A 20,818-nucleotide genomic window follows, 5' to 3' on the forward strand; every position below is an offset into this window, starting at 1 on the left:
TCCTTTACTCACCTTTTAGGCTTTTTTTGGTTTATAGTATTTTTTTTCTACCTGAAACTAGTTATTGGGTGGCATCATTTTTGTAGAGTTTCTCTCATACGGAATACAAAACACTTAGGAATATGAGAAACATTTATTTCATCATTCTTACGTGTCTCCTGATAAATATAAATTTCAAATCTTTTTCGCAATCGACAGTAGGAAATTATGTCTGGGAGGACATAAACGCTAACGGTATTCAAGATGAGCCCGCCTCCTCTGGAATGAACAATGTCACTGTCGAAATTTATCAACCCATCGGTTCAATCCCAGATCCTTCAAGTGACACCTTTGTTGGGTTTGAAATAACTGCCAACGATGGTTTGGGCAATCCTGGCTATTTCCAGTTTACGGGTTTGGCCAACGGAAATTATTACGTAGTATTTAGAAATCCCGGAGGAGATTTTCTAGTAGCACCCAAAAGCAACCCTAGCACCACCAATATTTTTGATTCGGACGGCAATAGTGCATTGATTGGAGTAGAAAAGGTGGGAATTACTGAAATTTTCACTTTCTCTTCTTCTACGACAAACTTGAATTTTGATCAAGGATTTCATCATCCATGCTACACCCCAATAACAGCTTCGGCAACAAGCGATTCGCCTGTTTGTTTTAATAGCTCGTTAAATCTAGTTGGTACGTCTGTTGGCGGAACCATATTTTCATGGACCGGACCTAATGGTTTTACCTCAAACCTCCAAAATCCAAGTATTGCAAATACTACTTTGGCAAATGGTGGAATTTACACGCTGACAGTAACTGACGGAACAGCTTGTAGTGCTACAGCCACCACCGCTGTAATAATCAATCCGCCTGTTGAAACACCAATATTTGGTCTTGGGACTAGCTCTACCAGGTGTCAAGGAGCTGGTACGGTGACTTATAGTGCTACTTCTGTAAATTCAACAGTTATAGTTTATTCGCTAGATGCCACTAGTTTAACAGCAGGAAACATTATTAATTCTACTACTGGTGAGGTTACATTTGTAGCTGGTTGGAGCGGTACTTCTTCCATAACTGCCACTGCAAGTGGTTGTAACGGACCAACTTTGGCAATTCATACCGTAACAACAACAGCTTCTGTTGGCCTACCAATCTTTGCTTCAGGAAGTGCATCTGTAAGATGTCAAGGTGCAGGACCTGTAACCTACACGGCCACAGCAAGTAACTCAACAAGTATTGTATATTCACTAAACACTTCGAGCACAAACGCTGGAAATACAATAAATGCGGCCACAGGTGAAGTAACCTATGTAGCAGGTTGGTCCGGTACTTCAACTATCAGAGCCCAAGCATTTGGATGTAACGGCCCGGTTTCTGCAAACCACGTAGTTACCATAACTCCAACGGTAGGTACTCCAATTTTTTCTTTAGGTGGTACCTCAACACGTTGTCAAGGGGTGGAAACGCTAGTATACACAGCAACTGCAACAAACTCAACTGGAATCACTTATTCGTTAGATGCAACAAGTTTATCAGCTGGAAATACTATAAATGCAGCTACGGGAAATGTAACCTACACTATTGGATACGCCGGAACCTCCACAATCACAGCCTCGGCAAGTGGATGTAATGGACCAGTGGTAGCCAGTCATACTGTAACTATAACTCCATCAGTTGCCACACCTGCTTTCGGTTTAGGAGCTACATCAATGAGGTGCCAAAGTGCAGGTAATGTAACTTATACTGCCACTGCGGCTAACTCAACAGGATTAACTTATAGTCTGGATGCAGCAAGTTTAACTGGAGGTAATACAATAAATTCATCGACAGGCGAGGTTTCTTATTTGGCTGGTTGGACGGGGACTTCCATCATAACAGTATCTGCTACTGGCTGTAATGGCCCTTCCAGTGCGAATCATACCGTTACCACGACGAATTCTGTCGGTACTCCATTTTTTTCACTTGGAGCAACATCGATTAGATGCCAAGGTGCAAATGCTGTCACTTATTTAGCAACGGCAACAAACTCCACAGGAATAACTTACACTTTAGATGGGGCAAGTTTAACTGGGGGAAACACCATTAACGCATCTACAGGACAAGTAAACTATGTAATTGGATGGACAGGCACCTCTACCATTACAGCCACAGCTACTGGTTGTAATGGACCAAATATTTCAACACATACGGTTACAATTACTCCTTCAGTTACAATACCTGTTTTTACTTCGGGAACAACATCAGTGAGATGCCAGGCTTTAGGAAGTATTACTTATACGGCATCCGCATCAAATTCTACCAGTATCACTTATTCTTTGGATGCAACCAGTATTTCAGGAGGCAACACTATAAATATATCAACTGGGGAAGTAACTTTTACAGCTGCTTGGAGTGGAACATCTATTATTACAGCTACAGCAGCCGGTTGCAATGGACCAAATACCGCCACCCATACTGTAACTACTACCCCGACAGTAGGCACACCCATTTTTTCATTAGGGTCTTCCTCAATAAGGTGTCAAGGAGCTGAAAGTGTTTCATACGATGCAACAGCCTCCAATTCAACTGGAATAACCTATAGTTTAGACGCCGAAAGTATCACCACCGGAAACACTATAAATGCTACTTCTGGTCAAGTTACTTATTTGGCTGGTTGGTCAGGGACTTCGATCATAACTGCTACTGCAACTGGATGCAATGGTCCATCAAGTGCAACCCATACGGTTACGATAAATGGAAATGTAACTACCCCAGTATTTGGTTTAGGAGCAACATCAGTGAGATGTCAAGGCATCGGGATTGTTACATATTCGGCTGCTGCCACCAATGCCGTAAGCATAGTATATTCATTAAATGCAGCTAGTTTAACGGCTGGAAACACAATAAACTCAAGCACTGGGGCAGTTACCTTCACCGCCGGATGGACGGGTACCTCAACTATTACTGCCACTGCTAATGGATGTAACGGACCAACTACGGCAAGTCATGTTGTGACAATTAACCCAACAGTAGGTACACCTATTTTTGCATTGGGAGCAACCTCGATCAGATGCCAAGGAGCAGCTAATATCACTTACACTGCAACAGCTACAAACTCCACTGGCGTTACTTATACGTTGGATGCAAGTAGCCTTTCTGGAGGAAATACCATAAATTCTTTAACTGGCGAGGTAACTTTTGTGCCAAGCTGGACAGGCACATCAATCATCACTGTATCGGCAACTGGTTGTAATGGCCCTTCTACAGCAAGTCATACGGTTACAACGACAAATTCTGTAGGTACTCCAATATTTTCACTTGGAGCAACATCAGTTCGATGTCAAGGTGCGAATGCTGTGACTTATTTTGCAACCGCAACGACCTCAACTGGAATTACTTATACTTTGGATGGTGCAAGTTTAACTGCTGGTAACACCATTAACGCATCTACAGGACAAGTAAACTTTGTAATTGGATGGACAGGTACCTCAACTATTACAGCCACAGCAACTGGTTGTAATGGACCAAGCGTTTCTTCGCATGTCGTTACTATTACACCTTCAGTTACAACGCCGGTATTTGCATCAGGAGCAACTTCTGTAAGATGTCAAGGAGCTGGCAATCTTAATTATAGTGCTACTGCCTCAAATACAACCGGAATTACATATTCGTTAAATGCAGCAAGTATCACTGGTGGCAATACAATCAATGCAAGCACTGGCGAAGTAACTTTTGCTGCGGGCTGGAGTGGCACTACAACAATAACCGCCTCAGCAGCAGGATGTAATGGACCAAGAACGGCAACACATACCGTAACCATTACCCCAACTGTAGGAACACCCGTTTTTTCTTTAGGTGCAACCTCGGTTCGATGTCAAGCGGCCAATAATGTGACATATACAGCTAGTGCCTCAAATTCTACAGGAATAACTTATAGTTTAGACCCTGCAAGTATTACAGGAGGAAACACCATAAACACTGCCACTGGTCAAGTTACTTTTGTAGCTGGTTGGTTCGGTACTTCAGTAATTACTGCGTCAGCAGCGGGTTGTAATGGCCCTTCAAGTGCAAGTCACACGGTTACTATAAACTCAACAGTGGCAACACCAGTTTTTAGTTTAGGTACGTCCTCAACAAGATGTCAAGGAGCTGGAGTGGTGACTTATTCGGCAACTGCTGCCAATGCCACCGGTATAGTTTATTCATTAAACGCAGCTAGTTTATCAGCAGGAAACACGATAAACTCAAGTACAGGAGCAGTAACTTTTACAGCCGGATGGACAGGTAACTCAACAATTACGGCCACTGCGAGTGGGTGTAATGGTCCGTCTACAGCGAGTCATGTAGTGACAATAACTCCAACAGTAGGGCCACCAAGCTTTACATTGGGTGCAACTTCTTCAAGATGCCAAGGAGCAGCTATAGTTTCTTATAGTGCAACTTCTACAAATTCAACAGGAATTACTTATACATTAGACGCAAATAGTCTTTCTGGAGGAAATACAATAAATGCCACAACAGGAGAGGTAACATACAATGCAAACTGGAGTGGGACTTCAATAATTACTGCCTCCGCTGCCGGATGTAACGGGCCTAGAACTGCCAATCATACAGTTACAATTACTGCATCGGTAGGAACACCTATTTTTACTTTGGGAATAAGTTCAACAAGATGTCAAGGAAATGGAAGCGTCATTTATACAGCAACAGCTTCCAACAGTATCAGCATTACCTATACTCTAGATGCCATAAGTTTAGGTGCAGGTAATACCATAAATGCCTCAAATGGTAGAGTAAACTATGTCAACGGCTGGGTGGGAGACGTCACCATAACTGCCACAGCAACAGGATGTAACAGCACAGCCCAAGCCACTCATACCTCCTCGAGTACGGCTTCCATAACAACTCCAGTTTTTGCTAGTGGCTCAAGCTCTATTAGGTGCCAAAATGCAGGAACTGTAAATTATAGTGCTACCTCAAATAATTCTACAAGCATTGTTTATTCGCTAAATGCAGCTAGTTTATCAGGGGGAAATACAATAAATTCGGCAACCGGTGATGTAACCTACACCGCAGGCTGGACAGGCACATCCACTATAACCGCTACGGCTTTTGGTTGTAACGGTCCGTTGTCTTCAACACATACGGTCACGATAACTCCAAGCGTGGGAACCCCAGTATTCGCTTTAGGGCTTACCTCAAATCGTTGTCAAAGTGCCAATAGTGTAACATATACCGCCACGGCAAGCAACAATACCGGCATCACTTACTCATTGGACGTTAATAGTATTTTAGCAGGAAATACAATAAATGCCACAACGGGCGAGATAACCTACGGGAGTACATGGTTCGGTACTTCGCAAATAACAGCTACAGCATCAGGCTGTAATGGGCCAAGAAGTACTACACATACGGTTACAACAACTCGTCCTGTAGAGACTCCAATATTTACTCTTGGAAGTTCATCTGTAAGGTGTCAAGGAGCGGGAACTTTAAACTATGGTGCTACTGCACTTTATAGTACAGCAATTACATATACGCTAGATGTCATCAGTTTGGGTGCAGGCAATACTATAAACTCAACAACTGGCAATGTAACTTTCACCAATGGTTGGTCTGGCACTTCAACAGTCACTGCTTCGGCGGTGGGTTGTTTTGGCCCTTTAACGGCCACTCATGTCATTACTACTACTCCCACAGTCGGAAATCCAGTTTTTGCTTTGGGAAGCTCATCAAATAGATGTATTGGAGCGGCTAATGTAACCTATTCAGCAACAGCAACTAACAATACTGGTATCAGTTACAGTTTAGACAATACCAGTTTGACCGCTGGAAATACCGTAAATTCGGCAACTGGCGAAGTTAGTTTCGACCCAGCCTGGTTTGGTGTTTCTACCATAACCGTTACGGTAACGGGTTGTAATGGGCCAAAAACCGCTACACATACGGTTACAACGGCACAAGCAGTTCTAATGCCTGTATTTGCCTCTGGAGCAAGCTCAGTAAGATGTCAAGGAGCAGGAAATACTCTCTACGGTGCTACAGCAGCCAATACCACAGGTATAGTCTATACTTTAGATGCAATAAGTCTTTCAGGCGGAAATACCATAAATGCAAGTACTGGAAATGTGACTTTTGTGGCTGGCTGGACGGGCATATCTACAGTAACTGCCACAGCTTCCGGCTGTTATGGACCAACCCAACAAACGCATGTGATAACTACTACCCCATCGGTTACTACCCCTGTGTTTGACCTTGGAGCCACCTCTACAAGATGTCAGGGTGCTGGAGTAGTAACTTACAATGCAACCGCTAGTTACCAAACATCCTTAACCTACACCCTTGACGGAATAAGCCTTGCAGGTGGAAATTCGATAGATGCAAATACTGGTGCAGTGACTTTTGCACCAGGCTGGAATGGTACCTCAAGAGTTACCGCAATTGTCACAGGCTGTAGTGGACCAAAATCAACAATACACACTATTACAGTAACACCAACAGTAGGTTTTCCCATATTTACTTTGGGTGCAAACTCTGTAAGATGTCAAACGGCCTCCACTATTATTTATAACGCCACTTCAACCAACTCTACAGGCATAACTTATGCCCTGGATGCTACGAGTTTGTCTTTTGGCAATGCCATCAATCCTAGTACAGGTGCAATAACTTTCTTGGCCTCGTGGACGGGCACTTCTGTTATAACCGCCACAGCCACTGGATGTAATGGCCCAAGGGCTACCTCGCACACCATTAGCACAATTTACTTAGAAGCTACCGATGACAATGGTACTGGTTTGCAAGGTACACCATTAATAATACCCGTTTTAAACAATGACCTCGGAGATAAGGACCCCACGAAAGTGAGTATAGTTACACCGCCAAGTCATGGATTTATACAGATAGGCACAAACGGAGAAATTACTTATTTACCAAATGGTAACTTTTATGGTTTGGACCAATTCACTTACTCTGTATGTTCAACAGGCTCTTCGTTTTGTTGCTCACAGGCCACTGTTTATGTGCAAATTGATGAATCATTAAATGATCCCTGTTCGGAGGCTACCAAAAGCAAAATTTACTTCTTGCCTTTTGCCGAAAATACTAGTCTTTTAAGAAAAGCTCTTTGGAGTGCAGGTAGCATAAGTAACTTAAGTGACTCTGCTAGAACAGTTTTAAGTATAAAAATTCCATATCCAGGAAATATAATTACCTATGACCATTGGGAAGATGGTTACGAGACAGATATAACTATTCCGAGCCAAGGGACTACTGAAGTTTGGGGTGATGGTATCATAGGCAATGGCTGGGCTCCTGGATACCCAACTGACATCATTCCTGCAGGTGGTTATATTTTAATTGACAATCATTTCAGATATAACCCAAGAAACTCAGCCCAAATAGTATTTGATGGACGAGATAAAATATTGAGTTCTAACGACATAGCTATTTCCAAAATTTCAGGTGATGCCGGTTTTGCTGGAGGAAGTTTCAACTTTGATGTTCAATCCCTAAAAACCAATGTCTTTGACAATACAAGGTTTGGTAAGTTTTTCGTAATTCCTTTTGGAGAAGACAACGTTTTAGGTGGAACAGCGGCCTTTAAATACACCGGAATATTTGTAAAGGCATCTAAAAACGGAACCATAGTAAACCTAGACTATAATGCTGATGGATTAGTGGATATTTCATCTCCTGTAATGAATGAAGGCGACGTAATATATTACGATGGAACAGCCTCAACACCAGGTATTGCGACTGATATTAACAATGCAAATGATATCAAATCAGGGGCGATACTCACAGCCAACCATGACTTCGGAGTGGATGTGGTTTTCGGGGGAATAGATAGCTATGGGACAAGAAACATGGCCTTATTACCAGGTAATTTTTATGGAGATGTGTATTACTCTCCTGCACATACTACTCTTAGTACAGCTCCAGTTTATGCCTTTTTCACAAACAACTTGTCAACCTCAATCATTATAGATTGGACATCTGGAAATAATACAACGGGTTCAATAACTATTCCGGGTAAATCTGATGGTTTTCTGAGCTTAAACTCAACCGCTGCTTACAAATTTAAAAGTAGAAATGGAGAAGCCTACACTGCGGTTGCGGTATTTGATGCTGACAACGATGGTTCCGCCTATGACTGGTCATTCAATATGATTCCAGAAAACAGGCTTTCTACATTCGCAAGTGTGGCATGGGCCCCAGGAAGCAGCAACGGCACTGGAAATTATAACCCAGTGTGGGTTACTGCCCCAACTGCCACTACTATATACATCAAATACGACGGAAGACTATCCAATACCTCATCAACCACGAGTCCATGTGGTATGGCTTATGACATTGCAGTTCCGATAGCAGCATTACAATCTTACAAGATCTTAGATCCTGACAATGACCAAACTGGTTTGGCTGTATTTACTTGTGATGGAACCAAAATTGCAGCGATATGGGGACAAGACCCCAACGGAACACCTCCGGGCTCTCCGGGAATGGACGTGGGTTACATCATGGAACCACGATGCTTACAGCAATTAATCATAGCCAACGACGACATTACGGATACTGAGCCCAATACGCCAGTAATTATAGAAATACAAAACAATGACTATGGATTCTTGTGTACACCAAATCCATCTTCAGTGAGTACACTCGGCCTGCTCCAGCCAACCAACGGAACAGTAGTCATCAATCCTGACGGAACGGTTACGTACAGGCCAAACAACGGTTTCCAGGGTACAGATACTTTTGAATATAGACTTTGCTCGGTAGAATATCCAGGAATTTGTGATATAGCATTGGTAAAAGTCAGGGTTTCTACCTGTATTGCCAATTCTAACGAAAATTTGTTCCGAGGAAAAGTGTTTGCAGAAGCCTTGCCCGATGATGGCACCTACAATGGTGAAATGGGAGCAGTTGGGGTTAGCGTTGATTTGTATATAGATGCCAATTGTAACGGAGTTATTGATCCTGGTGAGGGAATTACGCAAACCACTGTCAGCGATATTTCAGGAAAATACTCTTTTAGTACAAAAGATGGCAATAACGCTCGCGACGACTTTGATCCTACAGCAGGCTTTAGTGGAAACGACGGTGGCCTCAACTGGAACACCAATTGGGTAGAAGTCGGAGATAACAACGTGTTTAGCTCTGGTGATATTCAGATTATCCCTGATCCTTCAAGTAGTGGTATGGGCAATGCCATCAGACTTTCAGGAGCAAACAATGAAATCAATCGATCGCTAGCTTTCAACAATACCCTCAATGCTACACTGAAATTTAGCTATAAAAGGCAAGGACTAGAGAGGCAAGGCGAAGGGGTAAATATTGTATTGAATGGAACTACCATTTTTGCTTTAAACGATGGCTTGGCAGTAGGAACAGACCTAAACTACACCAATGTTTATCTACCCATAACCGCCTACAATGCCAATGGAGTAAATACCTTAAAATTTATCACGAATGGCTCAGTTTCTTCAGATGATTTCTTCTGGATTGATAACATCGAACTTTCGTTCTACAAAAATCCGCCAATTTGTTACATTGCCAAAGTGAACACTTCAAATACCAACGGAAATTATCTACCTTCTTCGCTAAACACCCAAACAGCTATTTTCAATGTCTTGGGTGTATGTGACAAAGACAATAATCTCGGTGTTTTACCTCAGCTCATTGCAAGCAATGACAACTCATTTACCTCAATTGATCAAAGTGTTGATATCAATATTTTGAGAAATGACATAATTGGCAAACCTGATACAGCAAGTGTTTCGTTTGTTGGCGTAACGGTTTCACCAACAAATGGTACAGTGGCAATAAATTCGGACGGAACTATTAAGTATACACCTAATCCAACGTTTACTGGAACCGATCAGTTTGAGTACAGAGTGTGTAGTCTAGAAGATCCAACCTTGTGCGACATCGCACTTGTAAATGTCACCGTTTCGTGTGCTTCTTCACCACTTATCAACGAAATAAGTGGAACAGTTCATATTGACAGCAACAACGACGGGACATTCGGAATTGGCGAAAATGGCCTAGATAACATCTCTGTAAACCTAATTTCTGACTTAAACAAAAACGGCATTATTGACTCAGGAGAGCCTATTGTGGATACGGAATTAACGGATATCAATGGCTACTACTCATTTGTAATTAATCCGCAAACCACGCCTTTGAATTATCTCGACCAGTTTAATTTCAGTACGACGGCAAACCAAAGCAATGGCTCTACCAACTGGACTACCAGCTGGATAAAAATTGGTGACACAGGTACTTTTGGTCAAAATAACATTCAAATTTCGAACATCACAGGTCTTAGAATTCAATCCAATGCAAGTCTTGTTAGTGGAGCTTACAGGACATTAAATATCGCAAATGCGGTTTCTGCCAACTTGACTTTAGACTTTAACGAGCAAAACCTTGATTTACAAGTAAATGACTTTGTAGATTTGCAAATAGCCAATTCAGCAAGCCCTTCTAATTGGACATTGCTTAAGCGATTCACCGGTGCTGATGGCAACCAATCGGGTTCTCAAACTTTTGACATAAGTAATTTTATTTCCGCCACTACTACTATTAGGTTTGTGACTTCAGGAAGTTCTCTTATGATACCAGGTGATTTGGTCTATTTCGATAATATAAAAGTGGATTATCTGCAGCCTGCTGTAGCGAGCCAATATATTACCCAGCTAGCTCAACCAATTCCTGCCGGATATTCACTTACTTATCCCAGTCCATCTCCTACTGGTTACAGAATGTCCGCATTTACTGCAGCCGGACAAGGCTCTTGTAGCAATAACTTTGGTCTTGCGGTAACCGACCTAGCGGTAACCAAAATTGTAAACATCCCAAATCCTTATGTTGGAGACACTATTCAGTTTACTGTACAAGCCAGAAACTTTGGTCCAACCAATGCTACAAACGTTGTGGTTACGGATGTTCTACCAACAGGATATGAGCTTATTGGCGTTACGGCCACTACCGGTACTTGGGTTGGCTCAAACTGGACTGTAGGCAACATGTTGAATGGAGCAATTGAAACGCTCATAATTTCGGCTAGGGTTGTAGCTCCTGGTGCTTATTTGAATACTGCCAATATTTCTGGTGACCAACCTGAGCAAAATACCTCTAATAATGAAAGTAGTGCGACCACTTTCCCGATTCCAATAATAGATTTGTCATTAACCAACCTCGTAAACAATACAAGCCCTAATGTTGGAGATGTGGTAACCTTCACCGTGGATTTGACCAATGCGGATTTAAGTCCAGCAACTAATGTGGAGATAAAAACTATTGTACCAAATGGCTACAACAACATCAGTAATATTAGCAATGGCGGGACACTATTAGGTAACACAATCACCTGGAATCTAGCAAATATTTCAAACAATGCTAATCGAGCCATTACATATCAGGCAACGGTTTTGGCACCATTTGTAGGAGCAAATTATACAACTGTAGCTCAAGTGACAGCAGCTACCGAACAAGATCTAGACAGTACCCCGAACAACAACAATGCCCTAGAGGATGACCAAGCCAGTGCCTCTCTTACGCCGTTAGTGGCCGATTTGAGTCTAACTAACCAAATAAACAACGTACTACCAACAATTGGAGATGTGGTAACATTTACTGTTCGTGTTCAGAATGAAGGACCAAATACTGCCACAAACCTGTCGGTAGCTAATTTGGTGGCCAATGGTTACAGCAACATAAACAACATCAGCAATGGCGGTACACTTAATGGAAATACTATCATTTGGAATTTGGCCAACCTTCCAATGGGTGCCAATCAATCATTTACCTATCAGGCAACTGTACTGACTCCAGGTCCAGGTATTCTTTTCAACAATATTGCCCAAGTTTCTGCTGCTGACCAGTATGACCCAGACAGTAGCCCAAACAACAATGTGAGCACTGAAGATGATCAGTCAGAAGTGACTGCTACACTGCAAGGATCGAATTTGAGTTTGACAAAGCAAATTAACAATGCCATTCCAAATGTTGGAGAGGTGGTAACATTTACCATAACGGTACACAACGCCGGACCTGATTTAGCAACCAATGTAGCGGTTGAAGATATTGTACCAAACGGATATCTGAACCTTACTAACATCAATAATTCAGGTATCAAAACTGGCAATACAATCAACTGGACTGGATTATCCGTTGCCAACGGATCAGACTTAATATTAAGCTACCAAGCAACTGTTAATGCACCAATAGCGGGTATAAACTATACCAACGTGGCTCAAATTACAGCCTCCGACCAGTTTGACCCCAACAGCCTTCCAAACAATGACAATCCGTCGGAAGACGACCAAGATCAGGTTACTTCAGTGCCAAAGGTGGCCAATTTGAATTTATTGAAACAGGTTAACAATCTGACCCCACAAGTGGGTGATACGGTCACTTTTACGGTAAGTTTAAACAATCTAGGTCCGAATACCGCCAATAATATTGTCATAAAAGACACCATTCCGAATGGATATGCAGGTATCATGAACATAAGTCACTCAGGAATTTTGACGGGAAATATCTTGACTTGGAACATCAGTGCATTGAATAACGGAGGTGGCCAAATAATGACTTATCAGGCGGTTGTTCAAGCACCTTTAATAGGTACTTCATTTACAAATATTGCTCAAATAACCGGCGTTACGGAATTTGATCCTAACAGTACACCGAACAATAACAACAGTTTGGAAGATGATCAGTCACAAGTAACCACAGTTCCGCAAGTGGCCAATTTGAGTATTACCAAACAAATAAGCAACTTATATCCCTTGAATGGCGATGTGGTTACTTTTTCCATTACTGTTAATAATGCAGGACCGGTTACAGCAACGAATATATCGATGTTAGACGTAGTTCCGAATGGTTATTCCAACATCACGAATATTTCCCATACTGGGAATCTTACTGGAAATTCTATCAACTGGACAATTCCTAGTTTAGGCAATGGTTCAAATATAGTGTTGACCTACCAAGCGACTGTGGAACAATCAGGTGTTGGGATAAGCCATAGGAATGTGGTGGAAATAGTAGACGTTGATCAGTTTGACCCGAACAGTACACCAAACAATCATATCAGTACAGAAGACGACCAAGCTGAAATAACGGCAACACCACAAACGGCTGATTTGGTTCTTACCAAACAAATCAACGACCTCACGCCTAATCCCGGAGATTTGGTTACATTCAGTATTACCGTTCAAAATTTTGGCCCAAATGCTGCCACCAATATCCTCATTCAGGATGTGATTCCTAACGGCTATTCAAATATTAGCAACGTTAGCAACTCCGGAACTTTTGTTGGTAATAATCTTGAATGGACCATATTCAGTTTAGCCAATGGAGCATCACAAGTACTCACTTATCAGGCTATGGTAGAAGCTCCAACCGCTGGTATTAATTTTACAAATATAGCCCAGGTGATGGCTGTCGACCAATTTGACCCGAACAGTACACCTGGAAATAGTGTGGCAGGAGAAAATGATCAATCACAAGTTACCGCCGTACCAAATGTAGCCAACTTAAGCATTACAAAAACTACAAGTAACACGAGACCAAATGTTGGTGATATCATCACATTTACATTGACATTACACAATTCTGGGCCAAATGCTGCCACAAATGTCAGTGTGGAAGACATTACGCCAAATGGATATTCTAATGTTGCTAATGCAAGTCATGCTGGTGTAATAACGGGCAATACGGTCAATTGGAACAACTTAACCATTGCCAATGGTGCCTACCTTGTTCTGACTTATCAAGTAAAAGTAAGACCAGCATTTGTTGGAGTAAATTATACCAATACAGCTCAGATCACTGGTTCCGACCAGTATGACCCAAACAGTACACCAAGCAATGATAATCCTACAGAAGACGATCAGGGTTCGGTAACTACTAACCCGCGAATAGCAAACTTGAGTTTAACCAAAACCATCAATAACCCAAATCCAATAGTGGGTGAAGTGGTAACGTTTACCATTAACTTAACAAATATCGGACCAGATACGGCCAGGAATGTGGTAATCGAAGATGCTATTCCAAATGGTTTCAGTAACATTTCAAATATAAGCAATTCGGGGGTATTCTTGAACGACACATTGAATTGGAATATAGCTAGTTTAGCAGTAGGAAACAACCTCAACTTTACTTATCAAGCTACCGTAATGGCACCAGTTTTTGGAGTCAATTACACCAACATTGCACAAGTAAAAAGTGTAAATGAATACGACCCAAATAGTACTCCAGACAATGACAATCCAGCAGAGGATGACCAAGATGAGGAGACTGCTACTGTAGATAATACCGTACCAACGGTAGTTGCTGGAAGTGATTTTACAAAAACTTGTTTAATTAACACTTCAGGTCAGCAAATTGGAGAGAGTCCGCAGGCCAACCATAGTTATAGTTGGAGTCCTTCAGCTGGTTTAAGTTCAAGTAGTATTTCAAATCCCGTAGCCAATCCTACCGCAACAACAGTTTATGTTGTAACGAAAACTAACTTGGCAAATGGCTTTACTGCTACTGCCTCGGTAACAGTAACAGTAGAAACTACAATTCCGATCGCCAATGCTGGGCTTGATTTTGTAAAAACTTGTGTAAGCAATCCAAGCGGAGCATTAGTCGGGGAAGTTAATGACCCATCTAGCTCGTATTTATGGACTCCGGTGGACGGATTAAGCAACTCAACAATATCAAATCCGCTAGCAAATCCAAGTGTTAGCACCGTCTATTATGTCACAAAAACTCATTTAGCCAGTGGCTGTACCGCCTTAGACAGTGTCGAGGTAACTGTTGATACTGCTCCGCCAACACCTGCAATCGCCGGAAATGACACCCTGACTTGTGCATTGACCGCGGTTACCAGAACTGCCTCAGGTAGTATTTCTTATGCATGGTCTAATGGACTTGGAAATAGTGCAATAGCAAATATTTCAGCTCCAGGAACTTATACAGTAACCGTAACTGCATTAAATGGCTGTACAGCAACTGCTACGACGGTTGTAAATCAAGATATTACTGTACCAACTGTTTCAATCGCCGGAAATGACACCCTGACTTGTACATTGACCGCTGTTACCAGAACTGCCTCAGGTGGTGTTTCTTATGCTTGGTCTAGTGGACTTGGAAATAATGCCACCGCAAATATTTCAGTTCCAGGAACATATATTGTGTCCGTTACTGCTGCCAATGGATGTATTACCAATGACACCACAGTTGTGATTCAAAATATCACTTCTCCAACGGTTTCGATTACTGGAACAGATACCTTGACTTGTGCTTTGACAATAGTCTCCAGAACTGCCTCAGGTGGAATTTCTTACGCTTGGTCTAACGGACTTGGAAATAATGCAACGGCAAACATCTCCGCCCCAGGAACATATTTCGTGGCAGTAACTGCTGCCAATGGTTGTGTGACGAATGACACCACGGTTGTAATTCAAAATAACACTACTCCAACGGTTTCGATTGCTGGAAATGATACCTTGACTTGTGCTTTGACAATAGTCTCCAGAACTGCCTCAGGTGGTGTTTCTTATGCTTGGTCTAACGGTCTTGGAAATAATACCACCGCAAACATCTCAGCTCCAGGAACTTATATCGTGGCCGTTACTGCTGCGAACGGTTGTGTCACGAATGACACCACGATTGTTATTCAAAATATCACTGCTCCAACGGTTTCAATCGCCGGAACAGATACTTTGACTTGTGCCTTAACATCTGTTACCAGAACTGCCTCAGGCGGTGTTTCTTATGCTTGGTCTAATGGACTTGGAAATAATGCCACAGCAAATATTTCAGCTCAAGGAACTTATACAGTAACTGTAACTGCCCTAAATGGCTGTACAGCAACTGCTACGACAGTTGTAAATCAAGATATTACTGTACCAACTGTTGCAATCGCCGGAAATGACACCCTGACTTGTGCGTTGACCACAGTCACCAGAACTGCCTCAAGCGGTGTTTCTTATGTTTGGTCTAATGGACTTGGAAATAATGCCACCGCAAACATCTCAGCTCCAGGAACATATATCGTGGCCGTTACTGCTGCCAATGGTTGTGTTACGAACGACACCACAATTGTAAGTCAAAATATCACTGCTCCAACGGTTTCGATTGCCGGAACAGACACCTTGACTTGTGCCTTGACCACCGTTACACGAACTGCCTCAGGCGGAGTTTCTTATGCTTGGTCTAATGGTCTTGGAAATATTGCCTCTGCAAATATTTCAACACCTGGAACTTATTTCGTGGCCGTTACTGCTGCCAATGGTTGTGTAACGAATGACACCACAGTTGTAAGTCAAAATATCACCGCTCCAACCGTTTCGATTGCTGGAAATGACACCCTGACTTGTGCATTGACAACCGTCACCAGAACTGCCTCAGGTGGAGTTTCTTATGCTTGGTCTAATGGTATTGGAAACAGTGCTACAGCCAACATCTCAGCTCCCGGAACTTATTTCGTGGCTGTTACTGCTGCCAATGGTTGTGTTACGAACGACACCACAGTTGTAAGTCAAAATATCACTGCTCCTACTGTTTCTATTGCCGGAAATGATACCCTGACTTGTGCCTTGACGGCGGTTACCAGAACTGCCTCAGGTGGAGTTTCTTATGCTTGGTCTAATGGACTTGGAAACAATGGCACTGCGAATATTTCAACTCCTGGTACTTATACAGTGACTGTAACTACTCTAAATGGTTGTACGGCAACTGCTACAACGGTTGTGAATCAAGACATTACCTTTCCAACTGTTTCTATTGCAGGAATAGATACTTTGACTTGTGCCTTAACATCTGTCACCAGAACTGCGTCAGGTGGAGTTTCTTATGCTTGGTCTAACGGTCTTGGAAATAATGCCACAGCCAACATCTCAGCTCCAGGTACTTATATCGTCGCCGTAACTGCTGCCAATGGTTGTGTTGCAAATGACACCACAGTTGTGATTCAAAATATCACCGCTCCAACCGTTTCGATTGCCGGAACAGACACCTTGACTTGTGCCTTGACCACCGTTACACGAACTGCCTCAGGTGGTGTTTCTTATGCTTGGTCAAGTGGACTTGGAAATAATGCTACAGCAAATATTTCAGCTCCAGGAACGTATTTCGTGGCCGTTACTGCTGCCAACGGTTGTGCTACGAATGACACCACAGTTGTAAGTCAGGATGGGTCTCTGCCAACTATTGCAATTTCCGGAATTGATACGCTCACTTGTTCTGTTACATCTGTTTCTTTGACGGCCTCTGGCGGAGTTTCTTACGTTTGGTCTAACAGCTTAGGAACTAACCCTAACGTAACTATTTCTAATCCAGGAACATACACAGTGGCTGTAACTGGAGCTAATGGTTGCACATCGAGCCAATCCTTCGAAATAGTTCAGAACATTGGTCTTCCAGTAGTAAACATAAGTGGCAATGACACCATAAGCATCCTGAAAAACAGTGTTTTGAGAATAGCCCATGGAGGCACTTCCTTTGCTTGGTCGAACTCCTTAGGAACAAACGACTCCGTAAGTATTTCTTCACCAGGTATTTATACGGTTACCGCCACAGGTGTAAATGGCTGTACAGCCACTGCAACTACAGAGGTCATAGAAGTCAGATTTGGATCAATTAATGGCATAGCGTGGGTTGACAACGACTATGATGGTGTTCAGGAAATTACGGAAACTCATTCTGCTAACGAAACCGTTTACCTCTATACTGGCACAGGAAATATAATGATGGACAGCACTGTTACAGATATCAATGGTGCCTACCGTTTCGACTCCTTAATTACAGGGACTTATTTGGTACGCTTTAAGATTCCAAACTCGGCCATGGTAACGCCATCAAACATGGCCATAGACACGCTAGATAGTGATTTTAGTTTATCGGCATGGTCAGAAACCATCAGCATTGATGTTTCCAAGTCCATTTCGGATACGCTTCGCACAAGAGAACATTATGACATCGGTTTTGCCAACTTTGGTTCTATTTCAGGAAAAGTCTTTGATGATAAAGATTTTAACAATATTCAGTCTAGTGGAGATTTGAGCTTAGCCAATATTAGAATTTACCTGCTAGATAATGCCAATGTTAGAATAGATTCGACTATCTCTGATGCTTTGGGAGTTTACAGCTTTGACAGTATCATAGGTGGAAACTACAAAATACAGTTTGTAAAACCCATCGGAACTAATGCCAGCTTAAAAGATATTGGCTCTGATGATAGCAAAGATTCTGATGCCGACAACATTTCAGGGATGACAGACTCCATTTTCATAAACAGCTCATTACCAATAAACAACTCAGGTAGAGATTTCTCAAATATCGATGCTGGATTTGTAAATTATGATTCAAAAATTAACCTAATCAAAGACGGTGCATTGGTTGGCAAAGGACTTGTGGGAGATTTCATCACTTATGGTTTTACCGTAAAAAATACCGGAAATACCACCCTAAAAAATGTTTTCATTATTGATTCACTTATTTCTTCGAATCCGATAGCAGTTTCTCCAGATTCACTAATTCCAGGCCAAACCGGCTTTGCGGTGGCACAGTATATCTTGACCGCAAACGACGTTATGAATGGAAAGGTAATGAACTCTGCTACAGTTTACGGTACGGACCCGCTGGATAGTGTAGTTACGGATATTTCAGACAATGTTAATCCTTTCCAAACAGGACCAAGTGATTCTACGGAAGTGATCCTTGCAAAAGTTGATTTAAGTTTAAGAGTCAATGCAACAAGCCTTTGCTCAGCTGAAATAAATGACATCATTACTTATCAGGTAATTGTGGGACGAAATGACACGCTCAATGTAACAGACATTATTTCCGTGAAAGATAGTCTAGGAGTTCATTTACAGTTCGTTTCGGCAAACGCTACCTCAGGAACCTATAACCCAAGTACACACATTTGGTCAAATGTTGCCTTGAATAACTCAGGCTTCGATACCCTCACTATTCAAGCGAGAGTAATGACCAACATGGGCGGACAAATGCCTCTGACTGCATGGGTATTAACTGGTACTTACGGCGATATAGATTCTACGCCGGGTAATAAAATTACGACTGAAGACGACTATGGAAGTACGTTTGTCTCGGTGCCAATTAAGATATGTCCAGCCAAAAACGAAAGCGTTACTTTAACCGCACCAGCTGGTTTTGGAACTTATCAATGGCAACTAAATGGGGTGGACATTGTAGGTGCCACGAGTTCAACCTACACGGCCACAAGAGGGGGAAATTACACCGTAATAGTTAATGGAAACACCTGTTCTACAGGCAATTGCTGCCCAATAATTGTCCAAGAAAATTGTGATTGTAAGGCCGAAATATGTCTACCATTCACCATAACAAAAACCAAGTAAACAATAACCCAATAAACACAGTACGTCCCTATTTCAGGGGCGTTTTTTTTTGTTTATAATCAGCAGTAAGTTTCTATTTTTAATTGAAAATCCTGAAGAACTTACTTAATTTTCAAATACTCCTTAAAATAAAGTGTTGGGTAAATAAAAAAGAGAATTAAACCAGAATGCAGATATATTGAAAGTGTATTAACCAACAATTCTATTTTGCCTGAAAGCTCAATTTTGGGCACCAAATAAAGAGAAACTACTGGCAACAAAATTATCAGAATACTCAATAAAACTTTGTGAAATACATTGCTTTTGACGCTCAGCAAAATTCCCATTGCAGAAAAAACCGGTAGCAAAACTTGAGCAATGAGTAGACCTGTTTTTAAGTCCTTTTCGGTGGTGGGTATGTTTACGATGTTTTTAAAATAACACACTCCGGCATACGCCAGCAACACAAAAGCCACCAGGCCTACCAAAATCTTTTTTGAAAATCCAAAATTAATGGCTTTTTTGGAAACACTAAAAGGAACTAAAATTGTCACCAAAAGTGCTATGAAATCTAAAAATGGAATAAAAAAGAAAAAAAACAACCAATTTGAGTGCCCCGATTTTTGGTAAAAATACAGCGTGATGTATTTCCTAAAATAAATACTGCTGATGCACAAAAAACCAAAGAAACCCAGACCATTCAGTGCTAAGCCTATTTTGTTGGTAAATAGCGGAACGGCATTGTTGCCTACCATTGCTATCAAAAGTGAGCCTACCATCCAATATATCAGCGTTTTGAAAACAACCACCACTATTAAAAGGAATCCTTTCTTTATTGGCAATTCCACATAAAACCTCCACGATTTATATGCAAAAAACTGGTGATTTATTTCATAAAAAAGAATGACAATGGCAGTCCAAAAACAAGTTTTTATGACAGCCAATCCAAAATCTAGGAAAACTCCATTTCCTAAACTTTGCTCTAACCATCCGTTGCCAAAAAACAACCTCAAAAAAGATAAATTTCCAGTAAATCCATTGGCAATCTCCAGGTTAATGTTGGGAATAATACCCATCATAATGGGCAAAAAGATAAGCTTTGGAGATTGTTTTAGAATTATAAAAACAAAGAAAGGTATAAAATACAATGCAGATGAAACCAATAGGTTGTCGTAGTCAAGACGAATAAGTGGAGTATGAAGGTAAAAAGGAATGGAAGTGAAAATTATGGTAAGGATAGCCAAAAGGGTCGTTTTAATTCTACTTCCAAGCACATCTTTAAAAATAAACCAAAAAACCAACCAGTCGAAAACATTAAAAACAGTATAAAAAACAGCACTTTGGGTAGTTGTCCATAAACCAACTTGCTCTGATTTTAACAAAAAGTCAAATAGGATATTTTTCAGAAAAATAACCAGAATCAATATCAAAAAAGTCTTTAGCCGTAAAAACTTATTTCCTAAACTCATAAATTCAGATGTAAAAAAAGCAAATAT

Annotated in this window: 2 protein-coding genes; one reads left to right on the plus strand and one right to left on the minus strand. The window is 41.6% G+C overall.

The genetic code is table 11. From position 1 onward, the window contains the following. The first annotated feature begins 122 nt into the window (after nucleotides 1-122). Nucleotides 123-19,343 (plus strand): SdrD B-like domain-containing protein, encoded by a 19,221-nt coding sequence (locus EGI31_RS25155; RefSeq protein WP_255039967.1) that lies wholly within the window; start codon nucleotides 123-125, stop codon nucleotides 19,341-19,343. 101 nt (nucleotides 19,344-19,444) lie between these two features. Here EGI31_RS25155 and EGI31_RS25160 read toward each other — a convergent pair whose 3' ends face one another. Beyond that, nucleotides 19,445-20,791, minus strand: a complete 1,347-nt coding sequence (locus EGI31_RS25160; RefSeq protein WP_255039968.1) for a hypothetical protein — start codon at nucleotides 20,789-20,791, stop codon at nucleotides 19,445-19,447. Nucleotides 20,792-20,818 lie beyond the last annotated feature (27 nt).

It is taken from the genome of Lacihabitans soyangensis, assembly GCF_024343775.1.
Taxonomy (GTDB): domain Bacteria; phylum Bacteroidota; class Bacteroidia; order Cytophagales; family Spirosomataceae; genus Leadbetterella; species Leadbetterella soyangensis.

Bases quoted from the DNA above. Each gene is read 5' to 3' on its own strand.
- EGI31_RS25155 (WP_255039967.1), top strand. From the start codon at position 123: ATGAGAAACATTTATTTCATCATTCTTACGTGTCTCCTGATAAATATA.
- EGI31_RS25160 (WP_255039968.1), bottom strand. From the start codon at position 20,791: ATGAGTTTAGGAAATAAGTTTTTACGGCTAAAGACTTTTTTGATATTG.